This window comes from Microbacterium sp. BE35, assembly GCF_031457705.1.
GTDB lineage: Bacteria > Actinomycetota > Actinomycetes > Actinomycetales > Microbacteriaceae > Microbacterium > Microbacterium trichothecenolyticum.
In genome coordinates this window covers 1-20,939 of record NZ_JAVDXD010000008.1, presented here as the reverse complement: position 1 = coordinate 20,939, position 20,939 = coordinate 1, and the positions used below count along the sequence as shown (strand labels likewise).

The following is a 20,939-nucleotide window of genomic DNA, read 5'->3' as shown; positions in this document are numbered from 1 at the left end:
GACCGGCTGCCGACCTCAGGCGCCCTTCCAGCTTCGGCGGGTTCAGTCCTCGCCGAGTCCTGCCGCCGAGATGGGCTCTTCGCCCTCGGCTTCGAGCTGCTTGTTGAGCAGGCGCAGATCGAACAGGCCCTCGATCGAGCCGTCCTTCTGCGTGCCTGCCTGGATGCCGTTGTCGACGAGCGTCTCGAACGTGTCGGCGTGCGGGTCGACCGAGAACGTCACGTGCTCGAGCGCGCGCTGGATGACGGCGTCCGCGAGCGGCTTGCCGGTCTCCTTCTCGATCGCGTCGTTGATCACGGCCGGTGCCTGGTCGGCGTTGTCGGCGATCCACTGCACGGCGGCCTCGTGGCCCTTCAGCAGCTGTGCGACGACATCCGGGTGCTCGTCGAGGAACTCCTTGCGCACCAGCAGCACGGTCGTGGGGAACTCGCCGTCCTCCCAGAGGTCGGCCTCGTCCTGCAGCACCTGCGCGCCCGCGTCGATGACCAGCCGCGACACCCACGGCTCGGGCAGCCACGCGCCGTCGAGCTGGCCGTCCTGGAACAGCGTCAGCGTCTGCGCGTTCTCGGTCGGTGTGATCTGCACGTCGCCGCCACCCGACGTGTCGGTCTCGAAGCCCTGGTCCGCCAGCCACACCCGGGCCGCGACGTCCTGCGTGTTGCCCAGCTGCGGTGTCGCGATCGTGGTGCCCTCGAGGTCGGCGGGGTCGTCGATGCCGTCACGCACGACCAGCGCCGCACCGCCCGTGGCGGCACCGGCGATGATCCGCGCGGACTCGCCACCGGACTGGATGAAGGTGTTGATCGACGGGTTCGGGCCGATGTAGGTCGCATCGATCGCGCCGGCGGTGAGCGCCTCGATCGCGGCGGGGCCGGCGTTGAAGACCTGCGTCGTGATGGTGACGTCGTCGCCGACGGCGTCCTGGAAGAGGCCCTCCTCCAGCCCCACGAGCGCGGGCGCATGCGTCACGTTGGCGAAGTAGCCCAGCCGCAACTCGTCGACCGACGGCCCGGCGTCACCGGCCGAGGTCTCGCTCGGCGACGCCGCCGCGGAGGCGCAGCCGGCCATCATCGCCGCCACGAGTCCCAGGGTTGTGAGTGCAGTCGCAGTGCGGATCATGTTCACGGTGTCGCCTCTGTTCGGCAGTGCTGTGGGTAGGGGCATCGTGCGAGCGCGATACGTCTCGCACGCCTCCGGCAGCGGATTCACCGTCGGAGGAGGACCCTACGGGGTCCCACCGGCGACAGTAGGAGCGCCCGTGCCTCCGACCTAGCCGCTCGTCAAACCCGGACACCGACGGTCACCGAGTGTTATCCGAGTTGCGTTCGGGATTCCTGGATGACATGCAGAAGCCGGGATGAACAGGATCACCCCGTTCGGGAAATGCGTCCCGGATGGGCGCTGACGGCAGGCGATACTCCCGACCGCGGAGGCGGCCTTTCACGTCTGCGGACGACGGCGTCGATGAGTTGAACCGGGTCCAAGAAGATGTCGCCGCGTGACGCTGTGCGACGAGCCGTGACTCACTCGGACGCCGGGTGACATGCGGCAGCGCGTGACCGCGGGCGCTGTCCCTACCGTCTGGAGAAGCCGCGGAGGGGTACCTGCTCCGCTTCGAGACTCCCTTTGAAAGGCCCCCCATGGCTGCCACGGCCCCCGTCCGCGAACCCACCTCGCGCATCAGCGCGCTCGCCGACGTGCTCGACGACCTCGCCGCGAACTTCCCGAACATCGCGGTACTCGCCCCCTCGGTCGAGACGATCGCCTATCTCGATGACGCTGCGACGCGGCGCGCGCGGGGGGATGCAGCATCCGGTCCCGCCGTCGCGTTCCCGGCCACCACCGAGGAGGTGCAAGAGGTCGTCCGCGCTGCCGCCCGCCACGGCGTGACGATCGTGCCGCGCGGCGCGGGCACAGGTCTTTCCGGCGGCGCCTCGGCCACCGCCGCACAGCTCGTGATCTCGACGGAGCGGCTCGACCGCATCGTGGAGGTCGCCCCGCTCGACGAGGTCGCCGTCGTGGAACCGGGGGTGCTCAACGCTGCGCTCAACGAACATCTCGCAGCGTGGGGCCTGTTCTATGCGCCCGACCCCGCGAGCTACGAGATCTCGACGATCGGCGGCAACGTCGCCACCAACGCCGGGGGTCTGCGCTGCGCGAAGTACGGCGTGACGCGCGAGTCCGTGCTCGCGCTCGACGTCGTGCTCGCCGACGGCGAGCTCATCACGGTCGGCCACCGCTCGATCAAGGGCGTCACCGGGCTCCACCTCGTCTCGCTGTTCGTCGGCTCGGAGGGCGTGCTCGGAATCGTCGTCCGTGCGACCGTCCGGCTGCGGCCCATCCCGGTCGCCCGCCGCACGGTGTCGGCGTTCTTCGACACGACCGCGGCCGGGGCATCCGCTCTGTCCGCCATCACGCGCAGCTCGGTGCGTCCCGCCGTCATCGAGTTCCTCGACGAACGCACGCTCGCCAACATCGACCAGCACCGCGGCACAGACCTCCGCATCCGTGGCGGATCGCTCCTGCTCATCGAGCTCGACGGCTACGGGATCGACGAGCAGTTCACCGACCTTCGTGACGCCCTCGAGGCCGTCGGCGGCCGCGTCACCCAGGAGACGGATGCTGCGGGCCAGGCGCTGTGGGCCCTGCGCCGGGGTGGGCGCGGCTTCGACGAGCGCTCGTGGTTCGCCGGCGGCGACATCGCCGTGCCGAAGTCGCGGATCCCGGACGTCTACGCCGCGCTGCCCGAGCTCGAGCATCGCTTCGGGGTCGAGATCGGGGCGGTCGCGCACGCGGGCGACGGCAACCTCCATCCCGTCATCACCAAGCCCATCCCCGACGGTGCCGACCCGCTCGTCCCGCCGGCCGAGCTCCACGAGGCGTCCGACGAGCTCGCACGCCTCGCGCTGTCGCTCGGCGGGACGGTGAGCGGCGAGCACGGCATCGGAACGGTCAAGCGGGAGCTCGCGGCGCTGGAGCTCTCATCACGCAGCCGCGAAGCCCAGCTCGCCGTCAAGGCCGCCTTCGACCCCTTCGACGTGCTCAACCCCGGCAAGGCCCTCTGAACCTCGGGGCCACCGGCCCCGGACATGTCGGCACCCGCCCCACCGCCGACCCTCACCCTCACAGCAAGGAAAGATCATGACCACCCGCACCCGACACCCATTGCGACGGGCCGGCCTCGTCGCCACCGCGGCGTTCGCCGCCGTCGCCCTCCTCGCCGGCTGTGCCGGCGGCGCCGCCCCGCAGGCGAGCGCCGGCTCGGACGAGCCCAAGGAGGGCGGCGACCTCACCTTCCTCATCGACTCGCTCGGCGCCACCTGGATCCCCAACTCGAGCTCGATCTCGAGCTACCAGGGTCACGTGTGGGGTCACCTGACCGACAAGCTCATCTACGTGGACGGCGACGGCGAACTCAGCCCGTGGGTCGCCGAGAGCTGGGAGCAGAACGACGCGGCGACGGAGTTCACGATCCACTTGAAGGACGGCGTGACCTTCTCCGACGGAATGCCGGTCGACGCCGCGGCCGTCGTCGCCAACATCGACATCTGGGCGAAGGGCGCCCCCGACAAGGGCATCGCCCGCGTCGGGCTGTTCCCGTCGGCGAACTACGTCGGCGCGGAGGCGGTCGACGACGCGACGGTGAAGGTGACGTTCTCGAAGGCGACGCTGAGCTTCATCCCGACGCTCGCGTACCACGGTTCGATCCTCATCTCGCCCGAGTCTCTGGCGCTCCCGGCGGAGGAGCAGGCGGATCTGTCGAACGACATCGGCAGCGGCCCGTTCGTCGTCGAATCGTGGAAGGAGGGCGACAGCGTCGTCCTGACCAAACGAGAGGACTACGACTGGGGCCCTGCCGCTCTCGAGCACGAGGGCCCTGCCTACCTCGACACGATCACCTACAAGATCGTGGCCGAGCCGACGCTGCGCACGGGCTCGGTCCAGTCGGGACAGGCGGATGTCGCGTACAACGCGTCGCCGCAGGAGCTCGACGCGCTGAAGGACGAGGGCTTCGAGGTCGCGGTGCCGCGCTACCTCGGATTCGTCAACGGCTATGCCCTCAACACCACCGCAGCACCGTTCGGCGAGGAGGCGGTGCGCCAGGCGTTCACGCACGGCATCGACCGCGATGAGATCCTGTCCACCGTCTACACCGAGGACTGGTTCGCCGCCGAGTCGTTCGTGCAGAGCAACGTGCCGGAGGCCACCGACCACACCGACGCGTTCGCATACGACCCCGACACCGCCGAGCAGCTCCTGGACGATGCCGGCTGGGTGGAAGGCGCCGACGGCGTCCGCGAGAAGGATGGACAGCAGCTCGCGCTGACCCTCTACCCGAACCCGTATCTCGCGACCTCCAAGGCGATCGACGAACTGGTCGCGCAGCAGCTCGCCGAGATCGGCTTCAAGGTCGACATCGAGGCCTACGACGTCGTGACCTACGGCGAGAAGGTCATCAACAACAAGACCCTGCAGGCCACGGAGATCACGCGCAGCTTCGTCGACATCGGCACCATTCCCGGTGTGCTGACGGCGAGCAATCCGGGCGATGAGGACTGGTTCAAGGTCGGCACGAGCGACGAGACCCTGAACGACCTCGCCGCGCAGCTCGCCTCCGCGACCGATCGCGAGTCTCGTGAGCCGGTGTTCGACGAGCTGCAGCAGTACGTCCTCGAGAAGGGCTACTTCGCGCCGATCACCCAGATCGTGCAGCGCGTCTATGTGCAGTCGCCCGATGTGAAGGACGTCAGCTACAACGGCCTCGCGTACGCGAACTACTTCACCGCCTGGCTCGACCGTTGACCCGTCGGGGCGCCGCCTCCTCCGCGGGCGCGGCGCCCCGGCATCCGTTTGAAGATCCCGAGGATGCCGAGATGAAATCCCCTTACGCGCGCTTCGCGCTCTCGCGCACGGCGCAGGCGATCGTCGTCGTGCTGCTCGCCTATGTCTTCACGTTCTTCGTGATCAGCGTGCTGCCCGGCGACCCCGTGTCGAGCACCCTGAAGAATCCCGACAACGGGTTCACGCAGGAGGACATCGACCGCATCATCGCCTACTACGGGCTCGACGAGCCGCTGCTGACGCAGCTGTGGACCTCGCTGACGCGCTTCCTCACCGGCGACTTCGGCATCTCGCTGCGCTCCAACCTCCCGGTGGGCCAGCTCATCGCCGAGGCGCTGCCGTCCACGCTCATCCTCGCCTCGACGGCACTGGTCGTCGCGATCATCCTGGCCGCGCTCATCGCGTGGGGAACCCAGGTGCTGCCCGCGAAGTACGGGCAGGGTCTTCTGCGGGCGCTCCCGTCATTGTTCCTGTCGGTGCCGAACTTCGTGATCGGCCTGCTGCTCATCCAGGTCTTCGCGTTCGGCCTCGGGCTGTTCCGCATCATCGACGCCGAGAGTCCCTGGTCCACCTTCTTCGCGGCGATCGCCCTCGGCATCCCCGTGTCGGCCCAGCTCGCCGAGGTGCTCATCGCCAACCTCGATCACGAGTCGCGCCAGGAGTATGTCGCTGTCGCCCGTTCACAGGGGCTGCGCCGCACCCGGCTGTTCGCGCGGCATCTCGTCAAACCCTCGGCGCTGCCGACGATCACCGTGCTGGCGCTCATCGTCGGCGAGCTGCTCGGCGGCTCGCTCATCACCGAGACGATCTTCGGCCGCACCGGCATCGGCACACTCGTGCAGCGCGCCGTCGCCAGCCAGGACCTGCCGGTGCTGCAGGCCGTCGTCTCGCTCGCGGCCGTCGTCTTCGTGGTCGTGAACCTCATCGCCGACCTCGCGTACCCCCTGCTCGACCCGCGGGTGAGCCTCGAGCGGACCCTCCGCTCGCGCGACACGTCACCCGCCGCCGAGCAGCCGACCCGGACCCCGCTCCAGGAGGAGGTGAGCGTCATATGACCGGCGCAGCCCTCACGATCCGACGCCCTGTCACGGCCGGCCGCGCCTTCGCCGCGGTCGTGCCGCCGACCGTCGCCCTGTCGTTCATCGCCCTCGCCGTCGTGCTCGCCTGGGCGAGCATCCCCACGCTGTTCACGTCCTACGATCCCGCGGTCGGCGTTCCGGCCGACAAGTTCCTGCCGCCGAGCCTCGAGCACCTGTTCGGCACCGACCAGCTCGGCCGCGACCAGTTCGCGCGCGTGGTGTTCGGCACCCAGTCGTCGGTGCTGAGCGCGCTCGTGGCCGTCGGGATCGGGGTCGTCGTCGGGGGTGCGATCGGCCTGGTGGCCGGCTTCTTCGCAGGGTGGACGGATGTCGCGCTCGCGCGCGTCGTGGACGTGCTGCTCGCCATCCCCAGCTTCCTCCTCGCCGTCGTCATCGTGAGCGCGCTCGGCTTCCAGACCATCAACGCCGCGATCGCGACCGGCGTCTCGGCCGTCGCGGTGTTCGCCCGCGTCATGAGGTCGGAGGTCATCAAGACCAGGCGCGCGGTCTTCGTCGAGGCATCCGCTCTCCAGGGCGGCTCGCGCGGTCACATCCTCTTCCGCCACGTGCTGCCCAACGCCTCGCGCTCGGTACTGACCCTCGCGGTGCTGCAGTTCGGCCTGTCGATCCTCGTCATCGCGGGGCTCGCCTTCCTGGGTTACGGCGACCCGCCGCCGGCTTCGGACTGGGGCCTGCTCATCTCGTCGGGCAAGGACTACCCACGCGCTCCGTGGCTCGTGCTATACCCGGCGCTCGTCACCGTCGCGACGGTGCTCTCCATCAACCGCATCAGCCGCTGGCTGCGCAAGACCTCCTGACCGGCAGACAGAAGGATCGCTCATGACCCCCTCCCACGACCTCCTCCGCGTCGACGGCCTGTCGGTCTGGTACGGATCGACCCCGGTCGTCTTCGACGCGGGCTTCAGCCTCGCCCGCGGCGAGAGCCTCGCGCTCATCGGCGAGTCCGGATCGGGCAAGTCCACGATCGCCCGGTCGATCCTGCGCCTGCTGCCCGAGGGCGCTCGGGCGCGGGGAAGCGTGGAGTTCCAGGGCACCGAGATCCTGTCGCTGCCGGAGCGGCGGTTCCGTCCGCTCCGGGGCCGCCAGATCGGCTTCGTCCCCCAGGATCCGGCGAACGCGCTCAACCCCGTCCGTCGCATCGGCGCGCAGGCCCACGAGGCCGCAGCGCTCGTCGAGCCGCGCGACGCGAAGGCCCGACGGCTGCTCATCCTCGACACGTTCGAGAAGGTCGGGCTCTCCGACCCGCACCGTGCGTACGACTCCTACCCGCACCAGCTGTCGGGCGGCATGCTGCAGAGGGTGCTCATCGGCCTGGCACTGATTCCGGCACCCGCGCTCATCGTCGCCGACGAGCCCACGAGCGCGCTCGACGTCACCATCCAGAAGCGCATCCTCGATGTTCTGACCCAGCTGCAGACCGAACGCGGCATCGGACTGCTGCTCATCACGCACGACCTCGCCATCGCCGGGGAGCGCACCGACCGCATCGTGGTCCTCAAGGACGGACGGGTACAGGATGCCGGGGCCACCGGCGACGTGTTCGCCCAGCCTGGATCGGACTACACGGTTCGACTGCAGGCGGACGCGCCGGCACTGAATCCCGAGCGCTACGCCGCGCTGCGCGCGGACCGGCCGCCCGTCGTGGGTGCGCCGCTGCGGATCGAGGTGTCGGGTCTCACGAAGACCTTCTCGGCCGACGGCGGCGCGGTGAAGGCGCTCGACGATGTGTCGTTCGCGGTGCCCGCGGGCACGACCCACGCCCTCGTGGGCGAGTCGGGCTCGGGCAAGACGACGGCGCTGCGAACGCTCCTGGGCCTCGAGCATCCGGATGCCGGCACTCTCCTCGTCGACGGCGAGTCCGTCGTGGGGCGCAGCGCGGACGCGGTGCGCAGCATCCGTCGTCATCTGCAACTGGTGTACCAGAACCCGTTCACCTCCCTCGACCCGTCGTGGCGCGTCGGCGCCATCGTGCGCGAGCCGCTCGAGCGGTACCGGGTCGGTGCGCGCCGCGAGCGCGCGACCCGCGTGGCCGAGACGCTCGCCGCCGTCGGGCTCACGCCCGCCCACGCCCGCCGTCGGGCCGCCGAACTGTCGGGCGGTCAGCGGCAGCGCGTCGCCATCGCGCGAGCGCTGGTGCTCGAGCCCGACGTCATCGTGCTCGACGAGCCCACCAGCGCCCTCGACGTGAGCGTGCAGGCCGACATCGTCGAGGTGCTCCTGACGCTTCAGGCCGAGCGCGGCCTCACCTACCTGTTCGTCTCGCACGACCTCGCGCTCGTCCGGCAGGTCGCCGACTCCGTCTCCGTGCTGCGCAGCGGCAAGGTCGTCGAGAGCGGACCCGTCGAGCGGGTGTTCGCCGACCCGCAGGACGACTACACGAAGACCCTGCTGTCGGCGATCCCGCGCCCCGGATCCCGCATCCCCACCGAACTCGCCCGCACCGCCTGAGAATTGGAGTCCTCGATGAGCCTCGACACCCTGCCCGCCCTCGACCGACGCACCGCCCTGGTGTCAGCGTTCACGGTTCCGAAGGGCTTCGGCGACCAGACGCTGCGAGAACGCCGAGCCGACGCGATCGAACTGCTCGGCGGCATCCCCGATCCCTCCGTGCTTCCCGCGGGCGAACTCGCCGAGGCGACCGCCCGGGTGCTCGCGCAGCCCGGCCTGCCGGCGCTGCAGTACTCGCGCACCGAGGGCATCCCTGCGCTGCGGGAGTGGATCGCGGCGCGTGAAGGCGTGCCGGTCTCTCGCATCGTGGTGACGAACGGCGGGTTCCACGGGCTCGCGCTCGCCATCCAGACGACCGTCGAACGCGGCGATCTCGTCGCCGTCGACAACCCGATCTTCCCGCTCTTCCTCCGCGGTCTCGAGCTCTCGGCGGCGCACACCCTTCCCGTACGGGTGGGCGCCCACGGTCTCGACGTCGACGAGTTCGGCGCGCTTCTGCGGGACGGTGCGCGTCCGGCCGCGCTGTACACCGTCCCGGACTTCCACAACCCGACGCAGGGATCCCTCTCGCTCGAGGGTCGGCGCGAGCTCGTGCGGCTCGCCGAGCACTACGGGTTCGTCATCTTCGCCGACAACCCCTACCGCGAGCTGCGGTTCGCCGGTCCCGGGCCCGACGAGGAGCCGTTCAACCACTCCGAGCACGTGATCCACGTCAACACCTTCACCAAGACGCTCGGCCCCGGATTGCGCCTGGGCTGGCTCGTGCTGCCCGAGCGGCTCGTGCCGGACGTCATCGCGCTGCGCAGCCGCCAGGACTCGCATTCGTCGACCTTCGTGCAGGCCGTCGTCGCCGACCTGCTGATCCAGGACCGGGGGCTGTTCGACGCGACCCTCGACCGGGCGCGAGCGCTCTACGCGTCGCGTGCACGCACTCTGGCCGAGGCGATCGAGCGCGAAGCGCCCGGAGCATTCGACGTCGTAGTCCCGGAAGGCGGCCTCTTCCTCTGGCCGCGCCTGCGCGACGCGGACGTCGACCCCGACCGGCTGGCCGACGACGCGAGCGCCGAGGGCGTCGAGTACCAGCGCGGCTCGTTCTTCCCCTCCGGACCAGGAACGGATGCCGCGCGCCACCTGCGGCTCGCCTTCGGCGACACCGGCGAGGACCTCCTCACCGAGGCGGCCGCCCGGCTCGGTCGCGCGCTGCGGCGGCAGCGCGGCTGACGACTCGTCGGAGGAGCGACAGATGGATGCCGCGATCACCAACGCCCTCGCACTCACCGAGGCATCGACCCTCGAGTAGCGCACCGTCGATATCACCACCCGCGGCGCCCGCTCCGGCCGGCCGCACCGCATCGAGATCTGGTTCCACAGCATCGACGGCGACGTGTACGTCACCGGCACGCCCGGAGCCCGGTCGTGGTACGCGAACCTGCTCAGGAACCCCGGGTTCACGTTCCACCTGCAGCACGACGTGCAAGTCGACCTCCCCGCCACCGGAGGGAGGGGCGGCTTCCCTCAGGCGAGGATGCGCTCCCGGATCGGCGGCAGGTGCGGGATCGGAATCGGGCGCCGCGCAGCGGGCAGTCGCGGGGCGGTGACCCTGTCGATGACCGCGTCGAGGACGTCGGACGGGCACATGAAGTGTTCCGCGAGCCCGAGGTCGCGCAGCCACACGACGTCGTATTCCAGGTCGTCAACCTCATAGACGTGTGCCACGACACGTTCAGGGTGGCTCTCGGGCAGAGAGAGGTCCTCGATCAGCCACTTGATAGAGGTGACCCTGCGCAGTTCGAATCGAGGGTTCGGTTCAGTTGACATTGTTCGCCTCCGATCTGGATCAACCAGCAGAAAGCGCCCGCCCGTCACGTCCGCAGCACGCACGTCACCGTGCGACAGCCCGCAGGACGGACTCCCAGAACCCCGGACGTGCGAACGCGAGCACTCCCGCCGGAATGTGGTCAATTCAAGGATAGGAAGCTGAACTGGCACTCTCAAGAGGCGAGTGCCGGCATTTCCGCGCTCCCCAGCGGTTCTCGCGGAGGGTCGACGAGTTCGAGCCCCACGCACGCCTGACTCGAACAGATCCGCAGCCGCTCAGGACGAAGCTTCGGAATCTCTCTTCGCCGGCACCGTGATCGCCGCCACCTCTTCGAGACGAGGATGCCGTTCGTCTCCGTCCTCGACCACCCCGGTGTGCCATGTCATCGTGAGCCCATCGGGTCCGTCCTGCAGCAGCGCGAGGTTGTTGTCGAACCACGGACCCTCGACCGTCTTCCAACGGAAGGGCGGGTCGGGAACCTTTGCGGAATGCGCGGCTGCGGCGCCCAGCGGCGTCGCTGCGCCGTACGACATCACCACCGAGAACCAACGCAGGAAGCGAGGCAAGGGATTGCGAACAGGCGAGCAGACTGCCTGCAAGATGCGGCTGCCGTTCGGACGCTCTACCTCGGCCAGATACGAGTAGTGCACGTCGCCGGATAAGAAGGTCACCGTCAGCGGCGACGGGCCGCGGTTGCCGTCGGCCAACTCCGTCGCAATCCCGGCAACCGCCTGGAAGCTGTTCTGGAACGCCGCCCAGTGCTCCAGGTCGAATCTCTGCCGCAGCTGTTCCCCGACCCACGCGGCCGGTCGACCCCATGCGCCCTGCGCGATCGCCTCATCCCAAGCCTCCACATGGTGCAAGCCCAGCGGCAGAAGGAAGGGGAGCGAGGTGGCGACCAGGACGTGGCGGAATCCGCCCTGCATCCGGCGGTCGAACCACGCGAGCTCTTGACCGTTGAGCAGTCCCCGAGCCGACGGAGTGAGATCTCTCGAGACGCGTGAATCCAGGACGATCAGCCGCGTTCCATCGAAGTCTCGGGAGTAACTCCAGCGGTAGCTGTCGGGGTCCTTGTCGCACCGGTCGGCGAACTCGTCGAGCGCGGCGCTCAGGTCGGGATAAGGGGCATCGTGACGCCGCCCGATGACCCGCTGCCACATCTCGTCCGCGGCACGTTCCCGGGGAGACAAGTTGCCGAGGTGCTGGTACACCCAGTACGACGCCAAGCCGGCGACGATGCGCTCGTGCCACCAGGTGGTGGCTTCCATCTTCCTCTTCCAATCGAGCGAGGCGTTCCAGTCATCGCGGATGTCATGGTCATCGAAGATCATCGCGCTCGGCACGCACGAGAGCAGCCACCGATTCGCGTCATCCGACCATGCCAGTTGATAGAGGTGGGCGTACTCTTCGAAGTCCTTGAGCTCCTTGCCCGGTTCCTCATGTATGTCGCGGCGGCTTCGGATGAATTCCTGCATCTGCTTCGTGGTCGAGTCGGCGTATACCTGATCGCCGAGGAACAGCAGCAGATCGGGTCGCACCTCGCGGCCATCGGCCACCGCGAGGGCGAAAGCGCGCAACGAGTCGACGCCATGCGTTCGGTTGCCTGACCGGTCGTGGGGCACACTGGTGCGGCACGATCCGTAGGCGATCCGCGACGGTCGCCCGGGCGCACGCGTGGCGATCACCGATGCCGGGTACTCGGAGCGCGGGTCCGGCCAGACCGAGACCCCGTCGATCTCGATCCGGTAGGGCGAGACGGTGCCGGGCTCGAGCCGGTCGAGTTCGACGAGGGCGAAATGGTGGCCGTGCACGGCGAAGCTGCGGGCCTGCCACGATCGCCCCCCGGCGTGGACACGCACGAGGCAATCGGCTCGCGTCTCCACCCAGATGCTCGCCGACGTCTCATCGACGTAGCGCAGCATCGGCCCCAACACCAGCGGGGATCCCATGAACCCGTTCTACCGTGGTCACACGACAGCGGCCAGAGGTGCCTGCGCTGACCGCGCGGGACCGCTTTCGGCTTCATGGCGGCTCGGGATCGCGACACGCGCGGTGATGGGATCGGAGCGCTCGAGCTCGACGGGACGCGCGGTCAACCCCGGCATGCGGGGTCGTAAGGGATCCCGCCGATGTACTCCTGCCACTCCCGCTCGGTGAGCGTCCGCCCGGCGACCTCGCACGCGCGTTTCAGCCAGACCGCCGGATCGGCAGTCACGCTCCGTATGCGCCCATCGGGCTGTTCCAGCCGAACAGCGCGCTCGGTCTGCCCGGTCACGTTGGATACGACGTCGCGGTACTCCGCGGGCCAGTCGCCCAGGTTCCACGTGATCACCTCGCCGACGCTCGCGATGGTCACCAGTTCCTCATCCGTCCGGTACCCGATCTCCGCGACAGAACCCTGGTGTCCGCCGAGAATCTCGGTGACGTCGGCGGTGTCCATGCTCGCCAGTGCGATGCTTCCCGCGGTGTCGGCCACCGCGAGCTGGGACCCGTCCGGACTGAACTCTGCCGCCACCGCAGCGCGGGGCAGCGGGATGACCACCGGCGCCGTGGTCCCCGCGGGATCCACGATGCGCACCCCCATCCCGTCGGCTCCGATCGCCAGGCGGCGCTCATCGGCGCTGACGGCGAGCAGCCCGTTCGCCCGGATCTCATCCAGCTGCGCTCCCGTCGCCGTGTCGAACACGGTGATCGGCCCGTTTCCGCTCGCGTAGAGGCGGGAGCCGTCGGCCGAGAATCTCAGGACGATCCGCTTCGCGAAGCCGGTCATCGGGTCATCGCCCCTGACCTTCAGCCACAGCGTCGTGGGACTGGTGTCTTCCGGCGCGCTCGTCCTCCAGAGCTTGATCGTCCCCCACGAGGCATCCTCCGACTGGAGAGGAGCGGGGATGGCGAGCAGGGCGCCGTCCGGCGAGTACTCGTTGACGAGTTCCGGCCCAGGGAAGTCGCCCGTCCGGTCCCTGGGCTCGGTGTGCGTCACCGACGTGGCCCGGGGCGCCCGCGCGAAGACCTCCATGAGGCTGACCCTCGCTTCCGGACTGTCGTCCAGGTGGATGGCCTGGGCGGCGAGCAGCAAGGCTCGATCGAGGTTCGGCTCGTCGATCGCAACCTCGGCTACTCTGCGGGCCGTGGTGGCGATCGCGGCCTCGCCTGCGATGTTCGCCTGGATCCCGGCGAACACGCTCGCCGCCACCGCGATGATCGCCAAGCCGGCGGCCCCCGCCGACACCCAGGTGAGCCGCCTGACCATCCGACGCTCGCGGCGGAGTTGAGTCTGCGCGGCCGCCAGCTCCGCCTTCTCATGCTCCCCCGACATCGCCAGGAACTCGCGCTCGAGCATGGTGAGTGATGGAGACGCGGCATCCTGCCACTGCTGGACCGTCAGCAGTCGGCCGCCTCGATAGAGCTCACTGTCCGGTCGCCCCATGGCATCCCAGGCGATGGCCGCGGAAGCGAGGTGGCGCATGATCCGCTGGCCCTCCACATCGCCGGCGAGCCACTCCGTCAGGCGCGGCCACTCCCGAGCCAGTGCTTCGTGCGAGAGCTGCACCGACTCTTCGTCCGTCGTCAGCAGGCGGGCGTCGACCAGTCGGTCGATGACCCTCGCGTGGGCGTCATCGATCGCAACCAGCGCGCGTTCGACGCGACGGCCGTTGGCGACGCCATCTGCGGCGTCGACGAGGCGCAGCAGGATGTCGCGCAGCAGTCCTCTTTGCTCCTCCGGCAGCTCCGCGTACACCTCTTCGGCCGTCTGCGCGACGGCGCCGTCGATCTCCCCAGAAGCGCGGTATCCGTCGACGGTCATGACGCGGCCCTCGCGACGGGACCACACCTGGCGCAGCGCGTGGGACAGCAGTGGGAGCGATCGGCCGTCGGCGTCACGGACCAGGACTTCGGTGAGGCCCGGCTCCAGCATGAGCCCCGCCTGCTCCGCGGGCTTCTCGATGATCGCCCGCAGACCGTCTGATCCGAGCGAGGTGAGCATCAGCATCCGTGACCGGATGATCTGCGTGAAGCCCTCCTGCTCGGCCAGGTCTCCGAGCCGATCGGCTCGCAGCGCGAGGACGAGCGTGCCGCGGAAGACCAGCTGAGACAGGGCTGAGAAGAACTCGCGGGACTCGCCGGGCTCGTCTGCGGCGAAGGCCTGCTCGCCCTGATCAACGATGAGGACGGATGCTGCGCCCTCGAGGTCGGCGCCTCTCAAAGCCTCCACCGGATGCTCCCCGGGCGTGATGATGGCCACCTCGGCACCGCCCGCGCGCAGCTGCGCAGCGATCCCGGCCCTCACGAACGACGATTTGCCCACTCCCGATGCTCCGGCGACGAGGAGCACGCCGTGCTCCTCGAGCATCCGCAGGGCCTCGGCCAGCTCCTGCTCACGACCGAAGTACCGGTCCGCGTCGTGCACGTCGGCCGGCGGAAGGCCGAAGTACGGACACTCGGCCGACGCCGCCCGGAACACGCGGTCGGAGAGGAGGTCGGGGTCTTGGCGCAGTATCGCCTTCTCCAGTTCGGCCAGCTCGACGCAGGGATCCAGCCCCAACTCTGCGGCGAGCAGCGATCGCGCGCTGCGTACCGTGGCGAGAGCGTCAGCCTGCCGGCCCTGGCGGTATTGCGCCGCGGCGAGCACCACCCAGCGCCTCTCGCGGAGCGGCGCCTCCGCGACACGCGCGCGTGCCGAGGCCGCCACCTCCGGCACCTCGCCGGCCTGCAGCCGTGCGTCGAGCAGCAGCTCCTCGGCCGACAGCCGCAATTCTTCCAAGCGACCGGCGGCGATCCGAGCCGGCTGCCAGTCGACCAGCTCGGCATAGGCCTCACCCCGCCACAGCGCCAGCGCCTCCGACAACGTATGCGCGGCGCGTTCGGGTTCGCCGAGTTCGAGTTGGTCGCTTCCTCGCTGGACGAGGCTCGCGAAGAGGTCGGCGTCGATCTCCACCTGGTCCGGCAACAGCCGATACCCGTGCGGCGTGGTCTCGATCTGGGCGGGCGCGATCAGTCGACGCAGTCGCATGACGCATCCCTGGATCACCTTCGTCCACGAGGCGGGGAGCTCGTCGCCCCACAGCGCACCGGCCAGCGCTCCGGCGGAGAGGGAGATGCCCGGCTGCACCGTCAGCGCGCTGAGAACCGCGCGTTCCCGCCGAGCCAGCGGGATCCGGCCGTCGTCGAGTGCAAGTGCACCGAGTACGCGCACCTCCATGACGCCACTGTGAGCCTGCACGCGACAGGCGTCAAGACCGTCGGAACCGCGCCGATACCGGCCGCCGGGCATCGGTACCACGCCGAAACCGGGACACGCGTCGATGGACGTGAAGAGGCAGGAGGACACGTCATGGATGAGTCACCAGCGGCGCCGGTCGGGCCCATGGCGCGCGATTCGGGCGAGCGCCGGGCGAGCGGCATCCTCCCCTGGGCAATCGCCGCCACTGCGGCGCTGATCGCCGTGATCGCGATCGTCGTGCTCGTCCTGCTCGTCGTGAACCAGGCGAGCGAGCCTCGGCCGGTGGCGCAGCTCACGCAGGACGACTCGGTGGAGGGGACGTTCGCTGTCGACGAGGATGTGGAGTTCCTCGGCCTGACCGCCGCCGACTTCGTCTCCCACGGCTCATATGGCGCGCTGGAGGTCTGGAGCACGACGACGACGGAACCCGAGGATCTGCGGTGCCTCGCGATCGTGGCGGAAGGTCGCGTCTCACTGTTCCGGTGTTCTGCACCCACGTTCGACCCGATCGCCGACTTCAACATCGAGCCCAGCCTGGTCCCACCAGCTCCGTCCGGCGAACCAGCGGCCCACATCCGGTTCATCCTCCGCGACGATGTGGTCGGCGTGTACCTGGCGCCCGACCCGGAGGGCGGCTACTACTGATACGGCCTGTGCAGTATGAGGTGTTCAGCACGACACGGAGAACGGCGCGCTGCCCTACCGCGACGGCGAGATCCTCGCTCCCACGGTCGCGCAGAACCGTCAAGGGCACGTCGCGATGCGTACGCAGCGGCTACCGTCGAAGGGGCTGTCGCGGGCTCGGTCCGCGGCCAGGAGGAACCGATGACAGATGCGAACGCCGACGACACGGCGCCGCTGCTCGACGGCCGCTACCGGCTGGGCGAGTGCGTCGGCGAGGGTGGCATGGCCCGGGTCTACCGCGCGGAGGACGTGATGCTCGGCCGCACGGTGGCGATCAAGCTCATCCGGCCCGGCATCGACGGCGCTTCGTCGGAGCGCGCACGCAGCGAGATGACGGTGCTCGCTTCGTTGAACCACCCGTCGCTCGTCACCCTCTTCGATGCCCGCCTCGTGCCCGGCCAGCCCGAGTACCTCGCCATGGAGTTCGTCGACGGCCCGACTCTCGGTTCTCGACTGGCCTCGGGCGGACCGCTGCCACCCGACATCGTCGGTCACCTCGGGGCCGAGCTCTCCGAGGCACTGCATGTCGTCCACAAGGCCGGTGTCGTGCACCGCGACATCAAACCCTCCAACGTGCTGCTGAGTCCTCCGCAGATCCCGGGCGCGCGCCCGCGCGCGAAGCTCGCGGACTTCGGGATCGCCTACTTGCTCGACACATCGCGGATCACCTCTCCGGGGCTGGTGATCGGAACGTTGGCTTACCTGGCCCCCGAGCAGCTCCGCGGTGACTCGCCCACACCTGCGGCCGACATCTATTCGCTGGGTCTCGTGTTTCTGGAGGCCCTCACCGGCGCGCGGGCGCACCCGCAGGGCGGCGGCATGGCCGCCGCGGTGGCTCGTCTGGAGAGCCGGCCCGAGATCCCCGCTTCCCTGGATGAGCCCTGGACCGATCTGCTGACACGGATGCTGCATCCCGACTCTGCGCAGCGACCGACCGCCGCCGAGGTCGCGGCAGCCGCCGGCAACCTCGCACAGCGCACTCCGGCCGGCACCTTCGCCGCGACGACGGCGGCCACCGTCCCATTCACCGCGCCGACGCTGATCGCTCCGGCTGGCGGCGTCGTCACGGCCGCGGCCGGTCGACCCGACGCGGCGGCACTCGCGGCGGACGCAACCGCAGCCGGGCGAACCACCCGGCGCAAGCGCCTGATGGCCGCACTTGCGGCCGTTGCGGTCCTCGTCGGAGCGGTCGTCGGGATCGCGGCGCTCAATCAGCCGCAACCCGCGCCCGCGCCGGTGGTGACAACTCCTGCAGCCCCGGACCCGTCCGACGCCCCGCCCACCGAGGTGACCACCGGAACCGGCGGCGGCGAGGACTCGGGTCTGACGGAGGAGGAGCGCAAGCAGGCTGAGCAGGAGCAGAAGCAACTCGAGCGGGAGCAGCGCAAGCAAGCCCAAGAGGAGGAGAAGCGACTCAAGGAGGAGCAGCGGGAGAACGAAGACGACTGATGGCTCCGGCGCGGGCGTCGCCGATCTTGATCCCATTCATGAACCGAGCGTCCGCCACCCGCGACGGCCCCGGCGTCGGGTATCACGACGACTCGGGATCGCACAGCGCGCCGCGGATGCGATCGGAGCCCTCAGCGCGTGTTCGTCAGTTTCGCGATAGGAGGCGACTCGGTCAGTCGCTCATCGGCGACCGGTAGAGGTCACGTACCGCGGCGTCGATATCGCCCTCACCCCAATCAACGGGTTCCACATACAGACGCATTCGGGCGATCAGCCCGTTGCGTACTGAGAGGATCACCACTCCGCGCATCGCGAACACCGAGCCGTCGATGTGGTGACCGTGCCACTCCCATTCACCCCATTCAGTCTCACCATCGACCGCGGCACCGATCAGTCGGGCAGTGAAATCGGGGACGCCCTGGAACACCGCCGACCAGTTGGCGAGCACCTGCTCACGGCCGCCGAATGCGCGGGCGGGGTGTGCCGGCTGGCTGCTCTCATAGTCCTGCGCGACGAGCGATGCAACCCGTACCGGATCATGGGAGTTCATCGCGTCCCCCAGGCGTTCCAGCAGCGAGGCCATGCAACCGACCGTAACCCCGTCACGAACGGCGCAGAAGAGCTACCCCGCCCCGTCGGCACAGATGGACAAGCCGGCACCCGAGGCATGGACCCAGGCGATCGACGATGGATGCCGCTCGACAGAGCAGCGGCCGACCCAGGGGCGTAGCATCCGTTCGCGCCGCTGGCAACCCCACCTCGATTTCATGCTCGGACACGGCTCGCGCGCGTACGATTGCGCGACCGCACGACCAAGGGAGACGAAAATGACCGACACCCAGGGAGACTCCGAAGCCACACAGGCGGCGCGAGACGCCGCCGAGCGAGTGCGCCTGTCGGCCGCCGAGGGCGCAGAATCGTTCGGCGCCACGGCGGACCAGATCGTTGACGAGGTCTCGGCTGGCGCGAAAGCCACGAAGAGCGATGTCGCAGGAACCGTGAGCGACATCGCAGACACGGTGAGCGAGAAGGTCGGGGACGTCGTCGATGGAGCCAAGAGCGCGGCGTCCGAGGCGAAGGCCGCGGCCGGAAAAGCCGCCGATGCCGCGGTCGATGCCGCGAAGGCCGCAACCGCGAGCATCAAGGATGTCGCCGACAACGTCGATGTCGACAGCCTTGTCGCCCAGACCAAGACCTTCGCGGGGGAGTGGACGGACAAGCTGAAGCAGACCTATCGCGAGCGTCCCGGCCTCGTGATCGCCGCAGCCGCGGGCGCTGTCGTGGTGGTGGGCGCGATCGTGCGTTCGATCAGTCGTCGCTGACACTCACGCGGGCGGGGAACGGAACTGGGTACGCCGGCGCGCAATAAGCCGAGCCGTCGGCGTGCAAGGTCATGTGAACGCCGCGATCATCTGGCCCGCGTCTGTAATGTCGAGCGTATGGCGAGACGTCGAGCGCTCCTGGCGTGGGGCGTTGCCGTGGCCCTGGCGGTGGCCGGTGCCGTCATCCTCATCGCCGGGCTGCTCACCCCGGTAGCGTTCGGCTGGTTCGCGTATCAGCCTCTCGCCCATGCGACCTTCGCACCTGCCAGTGCGGGAGTGTTCCTATCCCCCACGACCATCGTCGGAATGGTCGTGCTGGCCTTCGGCCTGGTCGCGCTCGCATTCCTCGCGGGCCGGCGTGCCGGCGCAAAACGTCGCTCATGACCTAGCCGCAGCATCCCAATACGCGCCGGCACGGTGAAGGACGGCCGTCGCGCATTCGATGCCTGTAGGCGTCATGGAGCGTGGCATGAAGGCCGGTCAGCAAGGCAACCTCGGATGCGACAGAAGATCGGGAGCGGAGCTCTCGGTGCGCATGCGGCGCGATCGTGATCGTCGCCGATGCAACCTTTAGGGGCGCGTGGCCTGAGCAAGAACGGGACGTATCCGCACAACATGCGTGGTCGCAGGGCTCGAGCTGCTCGGCGACGAGAGCCACGATGGTCGCTTCGCCGACAGCAGTAACCGAGACTGCCCCTCGGCGAATGAGAGCAAGTACACAGCCCGTGGGGTAGACCACTTGATTCAGTGCGGCTAGATTCTGTCCAGCGATGCAATCTGTCTGTCCGACTTCGAGCTGTGTCGCGGTTTCCGTCGAGCTCGATCGGCGTAGGCGGTTCCATCTCCGACGGAGGTGACGGAATGGCGCGATCCACGGCGCGGACCCCAGTGCGTGCACTCATGGTGATGCTGGTGGGGGCCGCAGTCGTCGTGTTGTCCGCGATGCCGGCGCAAGCGACTCCTGGCCCGCCTGGTGCGACTCCCCGGGTTGGGCCCAACACTGACATCGTCATGTCAGGCACGGGCCCGGGTCAGGGGGTGACGGGCGGGATCGCCCCGATCGGCAGCGGGTTCGACCCGTCCGCCGGCTACCCGGCGGACGTTCCCGCCGGATTCGAGCCACTCAACGAGGGGTTCGCGGGAGTCATCCATGCGCAATCGGTGACCTCCGGTGAAACGCTCAATATGTTCTGCATCGATATCCGCACACTGACATACCCGGGTCTGGGCTACGAGAACGGCACATGGGACGAGTCGAACGTTCCCAACGTGGGCTACATCGCGAGGATTCTGGACGAGTACTACCCGAACACCGGAGAACCCGCCGACGCACCCAACGACAACGCGAGGGCCGCCGCTGTGCAGGCCGCGATCTGGTTCTTCAGTGACAATTACGTGCTGTCGTCCACCGATCCCGTTCGACCATTCACCGCGGCAATCGTGGCCACAGTCCTGGCCGCCGGTCCGCTCCCCGAACCTAGCCCACCGAACCTGGTCATCGATCCGACAACCGCTGCTGGGCCCTCCGACACCCCGCTCGGCCCATACACGGTGACGTCGGATACCACCGACCCCGATCTTCAGATCACCGTGCGAACCGCGGGCGGCACGATGTACGCCGACGCCGGCGGGACCATTCCTATCGCCGACGGTTCCGCGGTGCCCAACAACACCCAAATCTGGCTCCTCCCCAACGCGGTGACGGGCGGCACCGTGACCATGACCGCGCGCGGCGTCGCCACCGTGCCCAGCGGCAACGTCTACCTCTACGACGGCAACACGACCGGCGTGAATGACGCCCAGCGGCTCATCCTCGCCCAGGACGCCGAAGTATCCACCCTGACCAGTGCGACCGCGGACTTCTTCCAGGTCGGTTCGCTGCAGGTGACGAAGACGATCTCGGGTTCAGCGGCCGGCGATCAGGGAGCGGTGATGCTGCACGTGTCGTGCGACAACGGACTGGAGCAGGACATCACGATCGCTGCGAACACGCCCGCCGGCGACACGACCACAACGATCGACGACCTGCCCGTCGGGACGGTCTGCACCGTCAC

16 protein-coding genes are annotated in these 20,939 nt (G+C 69.0%); 11 read left to right on the top strand and 5 right to left on the bottom strand.

The window, feature by feature from the left end:
- Positions 1-42: 42 nt before the first annotated feature.
- Positions 43-1,119 carry an ABC transporter substrate-binding protein gene (locus J2Y46_RS20600; protein WP_310245013.1) on the bottom strand — a complete coding sequence of 359 codons (1,077 nt, stop codon included), beginning with the start codon at positions 1,117-1,119 and terminating at the stop codon, positions 43-45.
- A gap of 521 nt (positions 1,120-1,640) precedes the next feature.
- Here J2Y46_RS20600 and J2Y46_RS20595 point away from each other — a divergent pair.
- From J2Y46_RS20595 to J2Y46_RS20570, 6 genes are all read left to right on the top strand, one after another.
- On the top strand, positions 1,641-3,065 hold the full coding sequence (locus J2Y46_RS20595) for an FAD-linked oxidase C-terminal domain-containing protein (RefSeq protein WP_310245011.1): 1,425 nt from the start codon (positions 1,641-1,643) through the stop codon (positions 3,063-3,065).
- Positions 3,066-3,141: 76 nt separating this feature from the next.
- Complete coding sequence (locus tag J2Y46_RS20590; RefSeq protein WP_310245009.1) at positions 3,142-4,803, top strand: ABC transporter substrate-binding protein; 1,662 nt, start codon at positions 3,142-3,144, stop codon at positions 4,801-4,803.
- A 71-nt stretch (positions 4,804-4,874) separates the two neighbouring features.
- Positions 4,875-5,897: an ABC transporter permease gene (locus J2Y46_RS20585; RefSeq protein ID WP_045296580.1), complete on the top strand. Its 1,023-nt coding sequence runs from the start codon at positions 4,875-4,877 to the stop codon at positions 5,895-5,897.
- Entirely contained in the window at positions 5,894-6,739 is an 846-nt protein-coding gene (locus J2Y46_RS20580; protein ID WP_310245007.1) for an ABC transporter permease, read from the top strand. Before J2Y46_RS20585 ends, J2Y46_RS20580 begins: the two co-directional genes overlap by 4 nt.
- 22 nt (positions 6,740-6,761) lie before the next feature.
- Complete coding sequence (locus J2Y46_RS20575; RefSeq protein ID WP_310245005.1) at positions 6,762-8,390, top strand: ABC transporter ATP-binding protein; 1,629 nt, start codon at positions 6,762-6,764, stop codon at positions 8,388-8,390.
- A 15-nt stretch (positions 8,391-8,405) separates the two neighbouring features.
- Positions 8,406-9,611: a PLP-dependent aminotransferase family protein gene (locus tag J2Y46_RS20570; RefSeq protein ID WP_310245003.1), complete on the top strand. Its 1,206-nt coding sequence runs from the start codon at positions 8,406-8,408 to the stop codon at positions 9,609-9,611.
- Positions 9,612-9,905: 294 nt separating this feature from the next.
- On the opposite strand, the gene J2Y46_RS20565 is transcribed toward J2Y46_RS20570, so the two are convergent.
- From J2Y46_RS20565 to J2Y46_RS20555, 3 genes are all read right to left on the bottom strand, one after another.
- Positions 9,906-10,271, bottom strand: coding sequence for a hypothetical protein (locus tag J2Y46_RS20565; RefSeq protein ID WP_310245001.1), 366 nt, complete (start codon positions 10,269-10,271; stop codon positions 9,906-9,908).
- Positions 10,272-10,484: 213 nt separating this feature from the next.
- Positions 10,485-12,158 (bottom strand): alkaline phosphatase D family protein, encoded by a 1,674-nt coding sequence (locus J2Y46_RS20560; protein WP_396653222.1) that lies wholly within the window; start codon positions 12,156-12,158, stop codon positions 10,485-10,487.
- A gap of 143 nt (positions 12,159-12,301) precedes the next feature.
- Complete coding sequence (locus J2Y46_RS20555; protein ID WP_310244998.1) at positions 12,302-15,409, bottom strand: BTAD domain-containing putative transcriptional regulator; 3,108 nt, start codon at positions 15,407-15,409, stop codon at positions 12,302-12,304.
- Positions 15,410-15,541: 132 nt separating this feature from the next.
- On the opposite strand from J2Y46_RS20555, the gene J2Y46_RS20550 reads away from it, so the two are divergent.
- Positions 15,542-16,075 carry a hypothetical protein gene (locus tag J2Y46_RS20550; protein WP_310244992.1) on the top strand — a complete coding sequence of 178 codons (534 nt, stop codon included), beginning with the start codon at positions 15,542-15,544 and terminating at the stop codon, positions 16,073-16,075.
- A 180-nt stretch (positions 16,076-16,255) separates the two neighbouring features.
- On the top strand, positions 16,256-17,563 hold the full coding sequence (locus J2Y46_RS20545; protein ID WP_310244990.1) for a protein kinase domain-containing protein: 1,308 nt from the start codon (positions 16,256-16,258) through the stop codon (positions 17,561-17,563).
- Between the two features lie 172 nt (positions 17,564-17,735).
- Here the strand turns inward: J2Y46_RS20545 and J2Y46_RS20540 are convergent, their stop codons facing one another.
- Positions 17,736-18,146: a nuclear transport factor 2 family protein gene (locus J2Y46_RS20540; protein ID WP_310244988.1), complete on the bottom strand. Its 411-nt coding sequence runs from the start codon at positions 18,144-18,146 to the stop codon at positions 17,736-17,738.
- 244 nt (positions 18,147-18,390) lie between these two features.
- Between J2Y46_RS20540 and J2Y46_RS20535 the strand changes: the two genes are divergently transcribed.
- From J2Y46_RS20535 to J2Y46_RS20525, 3 genes are all read left to right on the top strand, one after another.
- On the top strand, positions 18,391-18,885 hold the full coding sequence (locus J2Y46_RS20535; RefSeq protein ID WP_310244986.1) for a hypothetical protein: 495 nt from the start codon (positions 18,391-18,393) through the stop codon (positions 18,883-18,885).
- Between the two features lie 117 nt (positions 18,886-19,002).
- On the top strand, positions 19,003-19,269 hold the full coding sequence (locus J2Y46_RS20530; protein WP_045296570.1) for a hypothetical protein: 267 nt from the start codon (positions 19,003-19,005) through the stop codon (positions 19,267-19,269).
- Between the two features lie 627 nt (positions 19,270-19,896).
- On the top strand, positions 19,897-20,939 hold a 1,043-nt coding region (locus J2Y46_RS20525), incomplete at its 3' end, for a Cys-Gln thioester bond-forming surface protein (protein ID WP_310244984.1).